Source organism: Sphingomonas sp. 179-I 2A4 NHS (genome assembly GCF_045369135.1).
GTDB lineage: Bacteria > Pseudomonadota > Alphaproteobacteria > Sphingomonadales > Sphingomonadaceae > Sphingomonas.
Genome location: NZ_JBIQFL010000002.1, coordinates 154,668 through 171,304, shown reverse-complemented (window position 1 = coordinate 171,304; position 16,637 = coordinate 154,668). Strand labels below are relative to the sequence as shown.

Annotated in this window: 18 protein-coding genes; 4 read left to right on the top strand and 14 right to left on the bottom strand. The window is 66.5% G+C overall.

The features are described 5' to 3' along the window. Positions 1-6: 6 nt before the first annotated feature. From ACH0CP_RS04075 to thpR, 3 genes are read right to left on the bottom strand one after another with little or no spacing between them, the layout of a single operon-like run. Entirely contained in the window at positions 7-741 is a 735-nt protein-coding gene (locus tag ACH0CP_RS04075) for a 1-acyl-sn-glycerol-3-phosphate acyltransferase (protein WP_294442152.1), read from the bottom strand. Positions 742-748: 7 nt separating this feature from the next. Continuing rightward, complete coding sequence (locus tag ACH0CP_RS04070; RefSeq protein WP_294442191.1) at positions 749-2,326, bottom strand: MFS transporter; 1,578 nt, start codon at positions 2,324-2,326, stop codon at positions 749-751. 48 nt (positions 2,327-2,374) lie between these two features. Continuing rightward, on the bottom strand, positions 2,375-2,917 hold the full coding sequence (gene thpR / locus ACH0CP_RS04065; RefSeq protein ID WP_406875791.1) for an RNA 2',3'-cyclic phosphodiesterase: 543 nt from the start codon (positions 2,915-2,917) through the stop codon (positions 2,375-2,377). A 119-nt stretch (positions 2,918-3,036) separates the two neighbouring features. Between thpR and ACH0CP_RS04060 the strand changes: the two genes are divergently transcribed. From ACH0CP_RS04060 to ACH0CP_RS04045, 4 genes are all read left to right on the top strand, one after another. Further along, positions 3,037-3,783, top strand: coding sequence for a Bax inhibitor-1/YccA family protein (locus ACH0CP_RS04060; protein WP_294442154.1), 747 nt, complete (start codon positions 3,037-3,039; stop codon positions 3,781-3,783). Between the two features lie 84 nt (positions 3,784-3,867). Next, the gene (locus ACH0CP_RS04055; RefSeq protein WP_294442155.1) at positions 3,868-4,689 is read left to right on the top strand and encodes a transglutaminase family protein; all 822 of its coding nucleotides are present in this window, start codon (positions 3,868-3,870) and stop codon (positions 4,687-4,689) included. A gap of 25 nt (positions 4,690-4,714) precedes the next feature. Continuing rightward, positions 4,715-4,933, top strand: a complete 219-nt coding sequence (locus ACH0CP_RS04050; RefSeq protein ID WP_406875790.1) for a hypothetical protein — start codon at positions 4,715-4,717, stop codon at positions 4,931-4,933. Between the two features lie 182 nt (positions 4,934-5,115). Further along, the gene (locus ACH0CP_RS04045; RefSeq protein ID WP_294442157.1) at positions 5,116-5,667 is read left to right on the top strand and encodes a hypothetical protein; all 552 of its coding nucleotides are present in this window, start codon (positions 5,116-5,118) and stop codon (positions 5,665-5,667) included. A gap of 15 nt (positions 5,668-5,682) precedes the next feature. Here the strand turns inward: ACH0CP_RS04045 and ACH0CP_RS04040 are convergent, their stop codons facing one another. The 11 genes from ACH0CP_RS04040 to ACH0CP_RS03990 form a co-directional block, all read right to left on the bottom strand. Continuing rightward, positions 5,683-6,435, bottom strand: a complete 753-nt coding sequence (locus ACH0CP_RS04040; protein WP_294442158.1) for an extensin family protein — start codon at positions 6,433-6,435, stop codon at positions 5,683-5,685. Beyond that, complete coding sequence (locus ACH0CP_RS04035) at positions 6,435-7,193, bottom strand: NUDIX domain-containing protein (protein ID WP_294442159.1); 759 nt, start codon at positions 7,191-7,193, stop codon at positions 6,435-6,437. The genes ACH0CP_RS04040 and ACH0CP_RS04035 overlap by 1 nt, the downstream gene beginning before the upstream one ends. A 672-nt stretch (positions 7,194-7,865) precedes the next feature. Next, complete coding sequence (gene cobS / locus ACH0CP_RS04030; RefSeq protein ID WP_294442160.1) at positions 7,866-8,660, bottom strand: adenosylcobinamide-GDP ribazoletransferase; 795 nt, start codon at positions 8,658-8,660, stop codon at positions 7,866-7,868. Between the two features lies 1 nt (position 8,661). Beyond that, positions 8,662-9,681, bottom strand: coding sequence for a nicotinate-nucleotide--dimethylbenzimidazole phosphoribosyltransferase (cobT, locus tag ACH0CP_RS04025; protein WP_294442162.1), 1,020 nt, complete (start codon positions 9,679-9,681; stop codon positions 8,662-8,664). After that, on the bottom strand, positions 9,678-11,138 hold the full coding sequence (locus ACH0CP_RS04020; RefSeq protein ID WP_294442163.1) for a cobyric acid synthase: 1,461 nt from the start codon (positions 11,136-11,138) through the stop codon (positions 9,678-9,680). Before ACH0CP_RS04020 ends, cobT begins: the two co-directional genes overlap by 4 nt. Next, positions 11,126-12,037 (bottom strand): adenosylcobinamide-phosphate synthase CbiB, encoded by a 912-nt coding sequence (gene cbiB, locus ACH0CP_RS04015; RefSeq protein WP_294442164.1) that lies wholly within the window; start codon positions 12,035-12,037, stop codon positions 11,126-11,128. The genes ACH0CP_RS04020 and cbiB overlap by 13 nt, the downstream gene beginning before the upstream one ends. Then, on the bottom strand, positions 12,034-12,804 hold the full coding sequence (locus ACH0CP_RS04010) for an ABC transporter ATP-binding protein (protein ID WP_294442165.1): 771 nt from the start codon (positions 12,802-12,804) through the stop codon (positions 12,034-12,036). Before ACH0CP_RS04010 ends, cbiB begins: the two co-directional genes overlap by 4 nt. Beyond that, positions 12,801-13,763, bottom strand: coding sequence for an iron ABC transporter permease (locus tag ACH0CP_RS04005; RefSeq protein ID WP_294442167.1), 963 nt, complete (start codon positions 13,761-13,763; stop codon positions 12,801-12,803). Before ACH0CP_RS04005 ends, ACH0CP_RS04010 begins: the two co-directional genes overlap by 4 nt. Continuing rightward, the gene (locus ACH0CP_RS04000) at positions 13,760-14,584 is read right to left on the bottom strand and encodes an ABC transporter substrate-binding protein (protein ID WP_294442168.1); all 825 of its coding nucleotides are present in this window, start codon (positions 14,582-14,584) and stop codon (positions 13,760-13,762) included. Before ACH0CP_RS04000 ends, ACH0CP_RS04005 begins: the two co-directional genes overlap by 4 nt. Further along, positions 14,581-15,192 (bottom strand): cob(I)yrinic acid a,c-diamide adenosyltransferase, encoded by a 612-nt coding sequence (gene cobO, locus ACH0CP_RS03995; protein WP_294442169.1) that lies wholly within the window; start codon positions 15,190-15,192, stop codon positions 14,581-14,583. Before cobO ends, ACH0CP_RS04000 begins: the two co-directional genes overlap by 4 nt. Beyond that, positions 15,189-16,169, bottom strand: coding sequence for an aminotransferase class I/II-fold pyridoxal phosphate-dependent enzyme (locus tag ACH0CP_RS03990; protein ID WP_406888381.1), 981 nt, complete (start codon positions 16,167-16,169; stop codon positions 15,189-15,191). The genes cobO and ACH0CP_RS03990 overlap by 4 nt, the downstream gene beginning before the upstream one ends. Positions 16,170-16,637: the final 468 nt, after the last annotated feature.

Here is a 16,637-nt window from a genome sequence, read left to right as displayed (position 1 = left end):
CCGCGCCTATAGCGCGCGCGGCGCCTCTCCGCCACCGGCCGCCGCGATCCGTGCGCGCGCCTCGGCAGCGGTGGCCTTGCGGCCCGGATAATCGTGCGGGTCGAAGGGATCGCAGAAGGTGAGGGTGGCCGTGAAGGTGCCGCGGCGGCGAAGCACGCGCAGCGCATGCGATTGGCCCGGCTCGTCACCGATCCAGGCGAGTTCACCGGTGGCGGCGCCGTAATCGATCCGGACCGGCTGGACGAGGACACCCGGCGGCGGGGGATCGAGCACCGCGAGGAGGGCGGCCTTGAACGGCAGCAGCGCCGTGCCGTCGCCGGTGGTGCCTTCGGGGAAGATGGCGATCGCCCAGGTTTCCGCGAGTGCGTCGCGCAAGGCGTTGATCTGGTCGGCGACCGCCATGCGATCCTCCCGACGGACGAAGAGCGTGCGGTTCAGCGTGCACAGCCAGCCAACCAGCGGCACCTCGCGAAGCTCCGCCTTGGCGACGAAAGCGGTGCCAGTGCGCCCGGCGAGGATCGGGATATCCATCCAGCTCAAGTGATTGGCGACGAACACGACGTCGCGCTTCAGCGGCGTACCGACAGTGCGTGCGCGCGCGCCGATGATCCGGCCGAGTACGCCCAGGAACAGGCGCGGCCATGGCGACGGCAGGCGGAACAGCCGCCACAGCAGATGAAGCGGCAGCGCGAGGAGCAGCGCTGCGACGAGCGCGGCCAACCGGAGGATCACGCGCGCCATCGGCGGATCAGGCGGGATCGAGACCCGGTTCGCCCGCGGCCCGGGCCCGCTCCTCGCGCGTGGCTTCGGCGCGCGGCACCAGCTTGAACGCCGCGATCGAGGCCCCGAGGGTGATCGGCACGGTGACGAGCAGCGACAGCATGCCGGTCGAGAGACTGTCGGTAAGCGTTGAGACGCGGCCCGCCAGATACGGCCCCAGCGCGAGGCCAAGCAGCGTCGTGCCAATGAAATAGGTGGCGGTGGCCGCTCCACGCATACGCGGCAGGACGAGATCCTGCGTCGTCGCGGCGGAATTACCCAAGGCCCAGCTGGCGGTGAATTGGGCAATGAAGAGGCAGACGTAGAGGATGATCGGCGTATCGGTGGTGAAGGCGATCGCCAGGAACGGCGTCGGTACCACGGCGCCCAGCGCCACCATGATGAGGCGGCCGCCGGGGTGCTTCTGGCGCAACTTGTCACCGAGGATGCCGCCGATGGTGACACCGAGGAACCCGGACAGCGCGCCTTGCCCGCCCAGGATCAGCCCGGCCTCGGCCGGTGAGATGCCGAGGTCGCGCATCGCATAAGGCGCGGCCCAGAAGCCTGCCGCATAGCTGAGGAAGGCGTTCAGGCCGTAAGCGACGACGGTGCAGAGAAATGCGGGCGTACCGATGATCAGTGCAAAAGTGGGCGCGTCGCGGTGGCGGAGGGTGATAGCCCAGGAGAAAACCGCATAGCAGCCGATGCCGACCGCGATCCATTGTGGCAGCGGTTCGCCCAGGCTGACCAGCAAGACGACTGCAGCCACGGTGACGGCCAAGCCGACGATGTTCCACATCAGCGTCCTGCCGCCGCAACGTGCCGCGCCGATCAGCGTTAGCGGTGGGATGATCGTCAGCAATTCTTCGAAGAACGCCTTGAACGGCGCAGGGTGCGGCGGCTGCGTCAGGCCTTCGGAAAGGCCGCGCACCGGTTCACGGATGGTGGCGATCCACAGTGCAAGGATGACGCCGGGGAAGCCGACGGCCATGAACGCGGCCTGCCAGCCGACCAGCCCGAATGGGCCGCCGTTCGGATAGGCCGCGTTCCAGCTCTGAACGATCAGGCCGCCGATGAAGAGCGAGATGCCCGCGCCGACATAGATGCCGGCGGAATAAATCGAGAGCGCGGTGCCGCGCAGCTTCTTGGGGAAATAATCCGAGATCAGCGAATAGGCCGACGGGCTGGCGGTCGCCTCGCCGATGCCGACGCCGATACGCGCGGCGGCCAGCTGGCCGCCGGACCGCGACAGGCCCGACAGCATCGTCATGGTCGACCAGAGCGCAAGGCCGCCACTGATCAGGCGCACGCGGTGCCAGCTGTCAGCGAGGCGGCCGAGCGGGATGCCGAACAGCGCGTAAAAGACACCGAAAGCCGTGCCATAGAGGAAGCCCAGGTCCTCGTCGCGCAGGCCGAGGTCCCGCTTGATATCCTCGGCGAGGATCGAGATCACCTGCCGGTCGATGAAATTGAGGATGTACACGACGAACAGGATCGCCAGCACGTACCAGGCGTAGCCGGTGGCACGATATTCGCCTTGCTGTTCCTCGACCGGCGTGGCTGCCATCCGCTCCCCCCAATTACTCACGACACGTTCCCCGCGCGTAACAGAGCTTCAGCCGAGGGGCCAGCGGGCGATCGGTTCATAGTGCGCGCCGTCATGCGCCAGATGGCTTTCATAGAGGATGAGGTGCGTCAGCGGAAAAGGCGCACTGGTGAGGGCCGCGTTGCGAGCGAGCCAGCGCTCCACTTCCAGTTCCGCGGACGCGCCGCGGGCGAGCCGCGCAACGGTTATATGGGGCAGGTAGGCGCGGTGCTCCGGCTGGAGCCCGGCACGGATGATCGCCTGATCGACCTTGCGGTGAAGCGCCGCCAGCGCCTCGTGCGGTGTGGCGGCGGCCCACAATATGGCGGTACGGCCGCGCCGGTCGAACCGGCCCACGCCGGCGAGCGATACCACGGGCTCCGGTGCGTGGATCGTGGCGAGCGCCGCTGCGATATCCTCCGCCACAGGGCGATCGACAGCGCCGATGAAGCGGAGCGTCAGGTGCAGTTGCTCGTCATCCTGCCATCGCGCATCGGCAATGCCGTCCATCGTGTCGAGCAGCGCGTCACGGATGGCCGTTGGCGGGCGCAGTGCGACGAACAAACGGTGCATGGCGGACCCTTCCGCTGTGACGAACTGTTGCTGGCCCGCGCCAAACTTGAAATTTTGGCACTTGCGCGCGATATTCAGGACGTGTCCGGCCCCTTGCCGGACGAAGGAGCGAACTGACAATGGCTAACTGGTCCGACCCCCGTCCGACGGCCACCGCCTTCGGCGCGAGCGTGCCGGGCACGCGTGGGACGACGTATGATGCGGGTCTCCGCAAGTACATGCTTTCCGTTTACAATTACATGGCGTCGGGCGTTCTGCTGACCGGCATCGTGGCGATGTTGTTCGCCAGCGGCGGTCGCGAAAGCCTGGCGGCGCAGGTGTTCCTGACGCCGGGGCCGCTGAAGTACATCATCATGTTCTCGCCGCTGGCGTTCGTGATGGTGCTGAGCTTCGGCATCAACCGCCTGTCCACCGGCACTGCGCAGCTGCTGTTCTGGGCATTTGCAGGCATCATGGGCCTGTCGATGTCGACGATCTTCCTCGTCTATACGGGCAGCTCGATCGCCTCCACCTTCTTCGCCACCGCAGTCGCCTTCCTGTCGCTGAGCATCTACGGCTACACGACGAAGCGTAATTTGCAGGCATTCGGCACGTTCCTGATCATGGGCGTCGTCGGCCTGATCGTCGCGTCGCTGCTGAACCTGTGGATGCAGAGCTCGGCGCTGCAGATGGGCATCAGCGCGATCGGCGTGCTGCTGTTCGCTGGCCTGACCGCCTATGACACGCAGCGCATCAAGGAAATGTATGCGCACGTGGCGGGTACAGACATGATGGGCAAGGCCGTGATCATGGGCGCACTGTCGCTCTATCTGGACTTCATCAACATGTTCCAGTTCCTGCTCTCGTTCCTCGGCAGCCGCGAATAAGCGCGCAGCGAGGACAGGTTCGAGGGGCCCGGCGGATGATCCGCCGGGCCCTTTTCTTTTGGCCATCTCTCAAGGGCAGCGACCATGCGGATCGCCATCGACGTCCACCTCGACTATCGTTTTCCCGAAGTGGCGGACGTGCTGCTGCAGATCGAAGCTGCAGCGATGGCCGACCAGCGTATAGAGGCCGAATCGCTGGTCATCCGATCCGACCATCCAATCCGCGCCGTCTGCGGCGAAGAAGGGATCGGGCAACGCTGCTGGGCGCGCGCGGAGCAGCGGCTGGAGGCGAACTATCACGCCATCGTGCGCGTGGAGCGCCAGCCGATCGATCTCGCGGCGCTGAAGAACGGCCCGGTGCGCGATCTGCCAAGCGACCTGGTGCGCTATCTGTTGCCCAGCCGCTATTGCGAATCCGACCGACTGGAGCATTTCGTGCGCCGCGAATTTGCCGGCCTGAGCGACGGCGCGTTGGCGGTGGCGCTGCTCGACTGGGTCCGCGGTACGATCGAGTATTGCAGCGCTGCGACTGAGCCGCGCGGCACCGCGCTGACCACCTTTGCCGAGCGCCGCGGCGTGTGCCGCGACTATGCCCATCTGCTGGTGGCGCTGGCGCGGGCGGGCGAGATCCCGGCGCGCTGCGTCTCGGCCTACGCACCCGGCGTCGACCCGCCCGATTTTCATGCGGTGGCGGAACTGTGGCTCGACGGGCAATGGCGGCTGGTCGACCCCACCGGCATGGCAACGGCCAACGATCTGGTTCGCGTTGCGGTCGGACGGGATGCGACTGACATTGCGTTCATGACGATCTTCGGCACGGCAACGCTCCGGGCGCAGCGTGTATCGGTGACGCGGCTGGTTGAGGGCGCGGCGCCTAAGGAACAGGTCGCCGTACTGGGCCGTTGAGCTTGCGTTACGAAAGGAGTGGCTCATGCCGACGAACCCAACGCCAGACCAGGATGCGGGCCGCGACAAATCGATTGCCAAGCGGCTCGAAAAGCATCCCGAAAGCAAGGATGCGCAGCTCGACAATGCGCTGGATGAATCAATGGACGCGTCGGACCCGCCGCAGACGACGCAGCCCGGGCGCGATGGTCCGGCGGAATCCTCTGGCTATGACGAAGAGGCGGAGCGGCAACGCGGTGCCTGATTGTTGCGCGCGGGACGCACCTATCAGTAATTTGTGACAATTTAACTCGGCTCGTCGCATCGCATGTTGCGGTGCGGCATCCGGCATGATCCTATTCGAAACAGGCACATCAGCGTCAAGGCGGCTGTCGCCGCCCTGCCGCATGATGCGTCGGTTCGGATGCTCTGGGCGGGGTGGTCGAGATGAGTGCCAAGATGAGGCCGGCCGAAGGTGCCATGACACTGGCCGAGATGAAGGAATTCGCGAGCTTCCCGGGGGCGACGCAGCGTTACATACGCCGCAGCCTGGATATCGGACTGGAGCGGGAGGACGCGATGGAACGCTGGTCCCGCGATCTGGTGGAGGCAGCCAGCATCCGGGCACAAGCGCGGCATTATCAGCGCTTTTCCGACATTCGCGCGATGGTGCCCGACGACAGCGGCCTCGATGCGGTGGAGCCGTTCCTGGCGCCGCTCGTCACGGTGACAGCGTTTGACTTGGGGCAGGGGCGGATCACGACATTCTCCGCCTACCGCTTCCTGTACGAGCGGCTGATCGGCGCGGCCGTGCGGCCGTGGCTGCCGGGCGCCTTCTGTGCTGCGGCGGCGCTGCCGCACCTTCACCCTGAGTTGCGCCGCAAGTTGCTGCAATCGATCAGCGAGGCAGCGGCGACAGCATCGGGATGGTCGGCACGGCAGCCGGCGTTCTTCCCGCACTGGGTGGAGAAGGTCGAGGCCGGCGCGCTGCCGCACTGAGGGGCGCGATGAGGCCTAGCGGCAGGAGCGCCAACCCACCGCGCCGCGATCCGCCTGATCAAGGTGCAGGTGATCGCGGTGCGCCGCATTATAGTCGGGCGACAGGACGGTGGCAAAGACGCCGCAGGCGCCATCCCGCACATCGCGCAGGAACCGGGCGCGCGGGCCATCCTTCTTCCAGTCGTCGAGCAGCGAGATGCGGGTTCCGTCCGCCAGGCGGAAGGCGGCGATGTCGACGGCATCGGCAGTGGCGTGCTGGCTGAAATCGCCTTGGCTACGGCCATAGAGGCGGCGGCAATTGTAGCTGCCGAGATGCTCGATGCGGGAGACCCGCATGCGGAAATGGCGTTCGGCGGCGGGCTGGACGACTTCCCATTGCCACAGTGCGAGCGCGGCCGCGACCGGACAAGCGACGCCCAGGTTCGCCGGGCTGAACGGCGTGATCCGCGGTTCCTCCGCTGCGAAGCGCACGCCGTCGGTATAGCCGCAGTTCGGGCCGTCGCGCCGTTCGGGAAGCACGGTATAGCTGACGCCGGCGCGATCGAGCAGTGCCTGGCAGCGGGGGAGATCCTGACTGAGCGCGACGAGCTTGCGCCCGGTGAACATGCCGATCGGCTGCGCGAGGTCTAGCGGCGCCCAGGGCGTGTCCTGAGGATGCCGGACCAGCCAGCTGTAGCCGAGCAGCGCGAGCACCGCCGCGACGGCCAGCGCGACGATCACGCGAAGCGTGCGACGGACGCGCCGGGCCGCGCGATCACGCCGGCGCATCAGCCTCGCATGGCGCTGGAGATCGCCTCTGCCGCAACGGGATAGCCAGCATCGTCCGGAATGCAGAGATAATCCTGGCCGTCGCGGGTTTCCGGCCACGGGGTGATCGTCTTGACCGGAGTGGCATGGGCGTGCGCCACCGTCTCGGCGTAGCTGCCGAACTGCGCCAATCGTTCGAGGTTGCGCCGTGTCGGGAAGATCACCTCGAGCTTGCCGGCATCGGCATCGTCAAGCACTTGCTGGGCGGTGGACCACACCAGTCGTACGTTCTCCGTATGGTCGACGCTGGCATGCGGCGCATCCTTCGGCAATTCAGCAAGGTAGAAGCGGGTGTCGAAGATCCGCATGTGCGCATGAGCCGGACGCCAGCGCGCCCAGGGCGTGAGCAGATCAAGATCGAGCCTTGCACCGGCGGCGGCGAGTGCCTCGGCGAACGGCTTGCTGTCGTGAAGCGCGGCGCGCATCTCGGCTAGCGCGTCTGCCGTTGGCATCTCAGCGAGACCGACCGGTAGGCCCGCCTCCTCGATCGTCTCGCGCACCGCCGCGATGCGTGCGGCCGTCTCATCATCGCCGCCGAGCAGTTCCGCCAGGACATGATCGCCGGGATCGATACGCCCACCCGGGAAAACCATCGCACCGCCAGCGAACACCATCGCCTTGGCGCGCTCGACCATCAGGATCTCGGGCGGCCCATCGCCAGCATCGCGGAAGATGATGAGGGTCGCGGCGGGGATCGGATCGGGCAGCTTATCACTCATACGATCGACTTAAACGACGCTCGGGCAAGAAAGTCACGCGCTACGGCGCGAAATCTGCGGAACATGATGAACGGGCAGCCGAACGCGCGCTATTCCGGGCCGCCATCATGATGAGGATGCGAGGGGAAGGTAGGCGGGTAGAGCCGAAAGCGATCGAACCTCACCTGTGCAGTGCAATCGCAGCGTCAACCCCATTTCGCACGCAAAACTGCACGTTTCAGAAAGCGAATACGCTTCCGAACGATGCTCAAGGCGCAAGTCACGCTACGCGCATGATACGCGGCTGGCTCGAAGTTGGCCCAGCAGGCACGCACAAGAGCGCGACAGTGATGATTTTATTGGCCTTCGGCGGCCGCTACCACCGTTCGACGACCATGACTTCACCATGCACTGGCACATATTTCAACATGGGGTCGATCAGTAGTTGGCAGTTGCATCCGTCCGTGGCGGGCCACGGCGCGCCAGTAGTGTAATGCGCTGACCGTTCATGTCAGAATGGGTGCGGATTCGCGTCGCGCCGGGAGGGCTCATGTGGGTAGCGGGGGAGACGCGAGGTCTTCTGCCAGCCCGCGCGCGGTCGCGAGACGTTTCCGGCTCAGCCCTGCGCCGGAAAACCAAATGCGCTGGCCTGCCCATGCCTCGGCCGGTGGCGCGGAAGCAGGATTGATCGCATCATCCGGCGGCCGCGATGAGGAGCACCGACAGCTGCCCTGCGTAGGTCGCAAAGCCCAGACAGTCTCCCGTGCTGCCGCCGATGCGATCGCGCAGGAATTTCACGATCCACAGGAGGAAGGCCAGCCCGATTGCGGCGCTGAGCAGCAGCACGCCGGGCCGGATCAACGCCAGAGGCACGCAGCCGGGAATGGCCAGCAGAACGCCGCGAACCGCGCACGAGCGTGGGATGCTGCGTCCCATTCGGGTAGCGGTGTCGCCGTCGCTGGAAGGTGGCGGCAGGATCACGTTGAGCAGCACCGCCCATAGACGCCCGATCGTTGCCGCTGCGATGACCGCAGCGACGACAAGGCTGGGGGAGAGCGTCACAAATGCTGCCACGCGCAACCCCAGTGCCAGCGTCAAACCAACAGTGCCATAGCTACCGATGCGACTGTCGCGCATGATGCGAAGCGCGTTCTCACCGCGCGCGGTGCCGCCAAACGCATCGAAGAAGTCCGCGACCGCGTCTTCATGAAAGAAGCCGGTCAGCAACACTTCAACGCCGAGCGATAGCAGCGCGGCAATGATTGCCGGCCAGACCATGCTTGCCACGACAAACACTGCCGCAGAAGTGAGGCCGATCAACGTTCCGACCAGCGGTAACCACGCCATAGCCCGAGCGAGCCCGTCATCGACCTGCTCCCGGCTGAGCTTCGCGAGGACCGGTACCGGAATGCGCGTTAGGAACTGCACGGCAAGCAGCGGCGGCGCCCACGCAGGCGAACGGCTAGTGAAGGGGACGGTGTGCGCCATCTCAGTCTTTACGCGTGACACCGAGGGCGTTTAGCCGTGCGACACCTGTCAGCAGCGCGGCCGCGGCGTCGAGGAGCGGCAATGCGGTGAGCGCACCGCTTCCTTCGCCGAGGCGCATGCCCCATTCGAGGATAGGCGTCAGGCGGAGCGCTGCGAGCGCCGCGGCGTGACCCGGTTCGGCCGACTGATGGCCGGCGATCATCGCGCTCGCGCTGCCCGGTGCAATCCGCTCGGCGATCAGCGCCGCTGCGGTGGTGACATAGCCGTCGAGCAGCAGCGTGGCACCAGCCCTTGCGCCCTGCGCATAAAAGCCGGCCATGGCGGCGATCTCGTAACCTGCAACGGCAGCGATCGCGGCGACCGGGTCATCAGCCAGCAGCGGTCGGGCGTGCTGCAGGGCATCGTTCACGACACGGCGTTTGATGCCCAGCAGCGTATCGTCGCCGCCAGCGCCGCGACCGACCGCATCCGCAGGGGGGACGTCCGCGAGCAATGCAGTGATCGCGGCGGCAGGCGTCGTGTTGCCGATGCCCATTTCGCCAGCGATCAGGACCACTGCGCCGCCGTCGATTGCACGATCGGCTTCTTCACAGCCGACGCGCCAGGCTGCATGAAAATGCTCGGGCTGCATCGCTGGACCGTTCGCCATACTCCTCGTGCCGTCTGCGATGCGAGCGTCGCGGAAGAAGGCGGCTGGACTGACAATGTGCGGGCCGGCAACACCGACGTCGATCAGACGCAAGGCGCAGCCGGTGGCCGCCGCCAAAGCATTGCTTGTCGCTTTGTCTTCCAGGACGGCGCCGACCAGCGCGCGGGTAACATCCGAAGGCCAGGCGGAAACGCCATCGGCGACACAGCCGTGATCGCCCGCAAATAGCGCAATCATGCGCGGTCGAGTCTTAGGCGCGAGCTGTTGCTGGGACGTGGCGAGACGAACGGCGATTTCCTCAAGCCGGCCTAGGCTGCGCTGCGGCTTAGCCAGCGCGTCGAGGTGATCCCAGACGTTGTGCGGTTCGATCATGCGGCAGCGGTTCCGATGGAGATCAGGGCGGGGATGTCGAGCACGCGCTCCAGTGTGCTCGCGATCTCCTCGAGCGCGCTGTCGACAATGTCGTGCTGGGCGATGCCGTGCGACTGAGCGCCAAGCGGCGCGAGAAGCGCGGCACGCGCGGCTGGGTGATCAAACAGGCCATGGATATAACAGCCGGAAATCTGGCCTCCTCGGGTGACTGCGCCATCGATGGTGCCGTCCTCAAACCGCAGCATCGGGAGCGTGCCTGGCTCGACGTGCGTGATGCCAGCATGGATCTCGTAACCGTCGAAGCAGGCCTCGTCGTGTGCGAGCATGCCGGTGATCCGGCGGGTGTGCTTGGCAGCGCTGATGGTGGTGTGAATCGGTAGCAGGTCGAGGCCCTCGACGGTGCCCGACATACCCTCGATCCCGTCTCGATCCGCGATCGTGCGCCCAAGCATCTGGTAACCGCCGCAGATGCCGAGCACGCGGCCGCCGCGGCGCACATGTGCCGCGAGATCGATGTCCCAGCCTTGCGCGCGGAAGAAGGCGAGATCCGCGATAGTCGCCTTGGTGCCCGGCAGGACGACAAGCGCGGCGTCGCCGGGAAGTGGCTGCCCGGGCGGGATCATGCACAGGCGCACACCGGGTTCGGCGGCGAGCGCATCAAAATCATCGAAGTTGGCGATCCGCGATAGCATGGGGATGGCGATCAGAGGACCTGCGCCGCGGTGTCCCGGTTGGTCGAGCGCCACTGCGTCCTCTGCGGGAAGACGTACCGCTGCGGGAAGCCAGGGTACCATTCCGATGCATTGCCAGCCGGTGCTCGCAGCGATCGTTTCGAGGCCAGCGTTAAATAGCGCGGGGTCACCGCGGAACTTGTTGACGATGAAGCCCCGGATCATCGCGGCGTCGCCCGCATCGATCACCCCTTGGGTGCCGACAAGGGATGCAATGACGCCGCCGCGATCGATGTCTCCAACCATCACCACGGGCACGCCGGCGGCGCGGGCGAAACCCATGTTTGCGATGTCGCGGTGGCGCAGGTTGACCTCGGCGGGGGAGCCGGCGCCCTCCACCACGACGATGTCAGCTTCGGCAGACAGGCGATTGTAGGCGTCGAGCACTGCACCCAGCAGCGATGGCCGGCGGGTCCAATGGTCAGCCGCGGAAACGACTCCCACCGGCCTGCCGGCGACGATCAGCTGCGAGGTCCGGTCGCTCTGAGGCTTGAGCAGCACTGGGTTCATGTTGGCCGAGGGCGGAACCCGCGCTGCGATCGCCTGCAGCGCCTGCGCGCGGCCGATCTCGCCGCCGTCATCGGCAACGGCAGCGTTGTTCGACATGTTCTGCGGCTTGAACGGCCGCACCCGATAGCCGCGGTTAGCTAACGCGCGGCATAGCCCGGCGACCAGTACTGATTTGCCCACATCCGAGCCGGTCCCCTGCAGCATCACAGCAGCCATGCGACACCTCCGACCACCAACCACAGGCAGAAGCAGGCGCCGCGGTAGACAGTGAGCGCACGAGCGAGCGAGGCACAATCCGGCATAGCGCCCCCTCCCAGAACAGCACGATCTGCCGGCTCGCCATCATAACTGACCGCGCCGCCCAGCCTGCGGACAAGCACACCAGCCATGGCCGCCTCGGGCCAGCCTCCGTTCGGCGATGCATGCAGGCGAGCGTCACGCGCCATCACGGCCCATCCACCGCGGCCGGCAAGGCAGATCAACGCTCCCGATACGCGCGCTGGGATCCAGTTCATCGCATCATCCGCGCGCGCCGCCGCCCAGCCGAACCAGCGCAGCTGCGGCGTACGGTGGCCGACGAGCGAATCCGCGGTGTTGATCGCCTTCACCGCGAATAGCCCTGGCAGCCCTGCGACGAGGAACCAGAAGGCGGGTGCGACCACCCCATCGCAGAAGCTCTCGGCGAGGCTTTCGATCGCAGCCGTCGCTACGCCCGCCATGTCAACCGTCGCGGTGTCCCGACCAACGATCATTGAGACGGCGGCGCGCGCCGTGTGCAGATCGCCTGCCGCTAGCGGGGCATGCACCGCCGCGACATGGTCGTGCAGGCTGCGCTGCGCGAGTCCCGTGGTCCCGATCGCGATCACCAGCACTGCGCCCAAAGGCCCGTCCGCAGCGCCCTCAACGACCTTGCCCAACGCGACGGACGCGGTGAGCAACACAACAACCAGCGCGACTCCGCCGAGCCGCTGGCGGCGCTGGCTCCCGCGGTTCCATCGCGCCCCCAGCGCACAGATCAACGCGCCGGCGGCCATCACCGGGTGCATCCAGCGCCGCGGGTAGCCGAGTATGGCCTCCGCGACGAGGATCGAGAGAAGGGTGGCAGCGGGGTTCACCGCGCCACCGGCAGGATGAACCGCTGCCCGCGCGGTGTCGTGCCGATCTCGACGGCGACGCGGTAGGTTGCCTCGATCAGTGGCTCGGTCAGCATCGCCTGCGCGGTGCCGGCAGCGACGACCCTCCCTTGACGCAGCAGCACGACATCGTCGGCGATCTGCGCGGCGAGGTGCAGATCGTGCACCACCAGAATGACCCCACGCCCTTGCAAGGCGACGCCGCGCAGCCGCGCGAGCACGTCAAGCTGATGGGCGGGATCGAGGCTGGCGAGCGGTTCGTCGGCCAACAGCCAGTGGGGTTCTCCGGCGAGCACGCGTGCAAGCAGCGCGCGGCTGCGCTCGCCACCTGACAGATGCGCGACGCCGCGATTTGAGAGCGCAGCCATGTCGGCGGCAGCTAGCGCGCGCGCGACGGCAGCGCGGTCAGCGTCGGTTTCGCCCCATCGGCTGCGATGCGGGAAGCGGCCAAGCGCCACCAGCGTCGCGACATCGATATTCCAATGCACGTCGGCGGCCTGGGGCAGCAGGCCGATCGCGCGGGCACGAACGCGGCGGTCGAGCAGGCTCACTTCGTTGCCGTCGAGCCGCGCTGCGCCGCGATCGGGCACACGCAGGGCCGCAAGGCAGGCGAGCAGTGTGCTCTTACCGGCGCCATTGGCGCCAAGCAGCGCGGTCACCCGCCCAGGGCGAAAGGTGAAGCTGACATCGTCAAGGATGATCGTGTCGCCCAATGACAGGCTGATCGCATCGGCAGTGAGCACGCTCATGCAAGTTTCCGCCGCATCGAGATCAGGAGCCAGAGGAAGAATGGCCCGCCGAGCAGCGACATTGCGATTCCAAGCCTCAGCTCGCTGATGGTCGGGGCGATGCGCACCAACGTGTCCGCCAGCGTCAGCAGCAGCGCGCCGCCAAGCGCCGATGGCAGCAGAATTGCTGATGGGCGGTTGCCCGCGAGTGGACGCACGAGATGCGGCACCATCAGCCCCACAAAGCCGATCACCCCGGCCGTGGCGACCGACGCGCCGACCGTGAATGCGACACCGATGATGACCAGTGCCTGCAGCCGCCATGGCGCTATCCCCATCGAGCGGGCGGCCTGCTCGCCGAGCGTCAGTGCATCGAGCGAACGACCCAACGTCGCCAGCACTGCCGCACCAATGAGGATCAGTGGCAGCGCTACCGTCACGTCATCCCAGCTGCGATCGGTAAGCGCGCCCATCAGCCAGGTGACGATCTGTGACGATACGAATGGGGTAGGCGCGAGGCTGATCGCAAGCGCGGTCAACGACCCGGCGATGCTGGTGATGATCATTCCGGCGAGGGTAAACAGGATCAGACTGCCCGAACGTCCTGCAATGGCGGCAAGCAGCACCGTTGTCGCGGCGGCGCCGGCCAGCGCGAAGGCAGGCAGCAACCAGAGCTGAGCTGCGTAGCCGAAGTAGAGCGACAGCACCGCGCCCAGCGCAGCGCCCGAAGATACGCCGAACAGGCCGGGGTCGGCCAGCGGATTACGCAGATATCCTTGCATCACCGCGCCCGACAAGCCGAGTGCCGCGCCTACGAGGATTGCGAGCACTGTGCGCGGCAGGCGCAGCTCAATGATGATGATTGAACGCGGGTCAGCGGCCGTCCAGGCGTCGAGCGGCACCCACACCTTGCCAGCGGCAACCGACAGGGACGCGACGAGCAGCAGCGCGGCGAGCAGCCCTACCGTCGGCCTACTCATGGCGCCACCGCTCGACGGACGTCGCGCATCCGCGCCATCGCTGCGATGATCGTCGGGCCGCCGCAGTTCATCAGGCGGCCTGGGTATGGAGCGACCGTGATCTGCCGGGCGAGGCGCCGGACGGCGGGGTGCGCCGTGACGCGATCCGCGCCCGCATGCGCTGCGCCGATCGACAGGATCACGCGCGGCGGCTGTGCCACCAGATATTCGAGTGGCAGGACATCCCATTTCCTGAGCCCGTAGGTCGTGCTCATGTTGGCGAAGCCAGCGCGGGCGAGAAGGTCGTCGGTCAGCGTGTCAGCGCCAGGCACCAGCCCGCCCGCTTGCCATACGAGCGCAGCTATAGGCTTCACGGCGGCCGGGCGCGCTGCCTCCTCGATCTGCGCGGCCAGCCTGGCACCGCGACCCGGATGGCCTGCAATTCGGGCAATCTCGCGCACTTGCTCCAGGCTTTCCTCGACCGAATCTGGCACCGGATATTGCACCAGCGGGATCTGCATCCGCTTCAGCGCTGCAATGGTCGCAGGCGCAACGTGTGGCCCCGAGATCACCACATCCGGTGCCAGAGCGACGACTTCCTCTGCGGTGCCCGAGGTCGCGCGATAATGGCGCGCCTGGGCGAGCGGCATCGATGTCGCCCGCGGATCGTGCGAATAATGGCTGATCGCGACGATCTGCCACGGCTCGGCAACGTGCATCAGCACCGCGTCGACGCAGGGGTTGATCGACACGATGCGCGGGCCACGAGGCGCGCGCTCGGGAACCGTCGCAGTCGGCAGCGCAAGACCGACGAACGCCAGGATAGAGGCGACGGGGATCAATATTCGACGCCCTTCTGTGCCTTGAAACCCGCTTGATACGGGTGCTTCACCGCGGTGAAGTCGGTGATCAGGTCGGCGATCTCGAGCAGTTCGGGCTTAGCGTTCCGGCCGGTGATGCAAATGTGTTTGGTGAACGGGCGCTGCTTCAGAAACGCAATCACCTCATGGATCGGCAGCGTATCATCGCGCAGCACGATGTTGAGTTCGTCGAGGATCACGAAGTTCACATCCGGATCGAGGATCATCGCCTTCGATCGCTCCCAGGCGGCGCGCGCGGCAGCAATATCGCGCGCGCGATCCTGCGTGTCCCAGGTGAAGCCTTCGCCCATCACCTCGAAGGTGGCCAGTTCGGGATGGGCCTCGAAGAAGGTGCGTTCGCCGGTCTCCCACTTGCCCTTTACATATTGCAGGATCGCGACCTTCATTCCCCAGCCGATGCTGCGGATTGCCATGCCGAACGCAGACGAGGACTTGCCCTTGCCGTCACCCGTGTGAACGATCAGCAAGCCGCGTTCGAGCGTGCGGCGGGCCTGCATTTTCTCTCGAGCAGCAGCAACACGCACCATGCGGGCGTTGTGGCGCGCGTACTCTTCGGTGGTTTCGGTCATCGTTGGAACTCCTCCAGCGCGGTGGCGAGGCGCACGAGCGCAGCGGCATCGCCGGGCAGGCCGATGCGCAGATGATCGGGATAGTTAGTGAACGGGCGTGTGAGGATGGCGCGCTCCGCAAGAGCGACGAACAGCCTTGCAGCGTCGTCGCAGCGGATAAGGCGGAACAATGGAGCACACCCGATGAGCGGCAGACCGGCGTCGGCGAACAGCCGATCGAGCGACGCGCCGGCTTCGCGGATGCGGGCGAGTTGCGCGCATCGCCACGCGGTATCGCGGTAAGCCGCAGTGCCGATCGCGGTGGCGGGCAATGACACAGGCCAATCGCCCAGCAGCGCGCGCAGCGCCACAGTGACGTGCGAGCCGGCGATGACGAAGCCCAGGCGCAAGCCGGGCAGGCCGTAGAACTTGCCGAACGAGCGCAGCACGACCAGCCGATCCGATGCCATTGTGCAGGCGCCGCGATCAGGATCAGCATAGGCCTCGTCCACAACCACCCTGATGCGCTGAGCGAGCGTCGCCAGCGCCTTTGGGTCGCAGATACGTCCATCTGGGTTGGCGGGGCTCGCCAGGGCAAGCAGGTCACAGGTGGTGATTGCTGGGTCGTCGGGAGCTGTGACGGCCTGTGCACCGGGCCAAGCAGCCAAGTGACCGGCATAAGCCGGATGCTGAATGCCCGGGCTCCGCGCGGCGAGAATGCGCGCAAGCAGTCGCATGGCAAGATCGGTGCCCGGCACTGCCACGACATGGTCAGCGGACGGCGCCCCGAAGGCGCGCGCCGCTGCTGCCTCGAGCACGCGAGTCTCGCCCGGTTCGGGCAGGCGGTCAAAGATGAGCGGAAGCTTTCCGGTGGGCCAGGCCCAAGGGGCGATCCCGGTCGACAGGTCAATCCAATCACTACCGCCAAACAGGGCCCGCGCTTCGGCCACGCGCCCGCCATGGGCATGGAAGGTGGCCAGGGCACGTGAGTCGGCCATCGGTTCAGTAGCTCAAGTGCACGCCGCCGAGCGCGACGCGGCCAGACTGTCGAGAGGCGAGCTTTGCGAGGCCACTGGTGCTCTGGCTACCCCGCAGCACCGATCGGGCGCAGCACAATACGTCGATCCGTCGGACATTTCGACCAGCAGGTAGCCGACGTTGATGCCACTGCCCTTCGACGAGGCATCGTTCAGCTTGATCTCGTTGATCAGTGCGGTGACCTAGTCTCTCTGCGCACTGTGGATGTTGCCCTAGGTCTCGCCGGGGCCGTCGTTGCGCGTCAGGATGGCGGCCAGCCATTTGATGCAGCAGGGACGTGGTGCCCGGCTTGCATCTGGTGAGGGGCGCGTTGTTCCGCACAGAGACAGATGCGCCGAAGGTGGGCGCTGAGTTCGCCCGGCAGTTTGCGGTGCCGACCATGTCGGTGTCGCGATCGTCGGGCGGTGCGGTTCGTACGACCGCCGGGG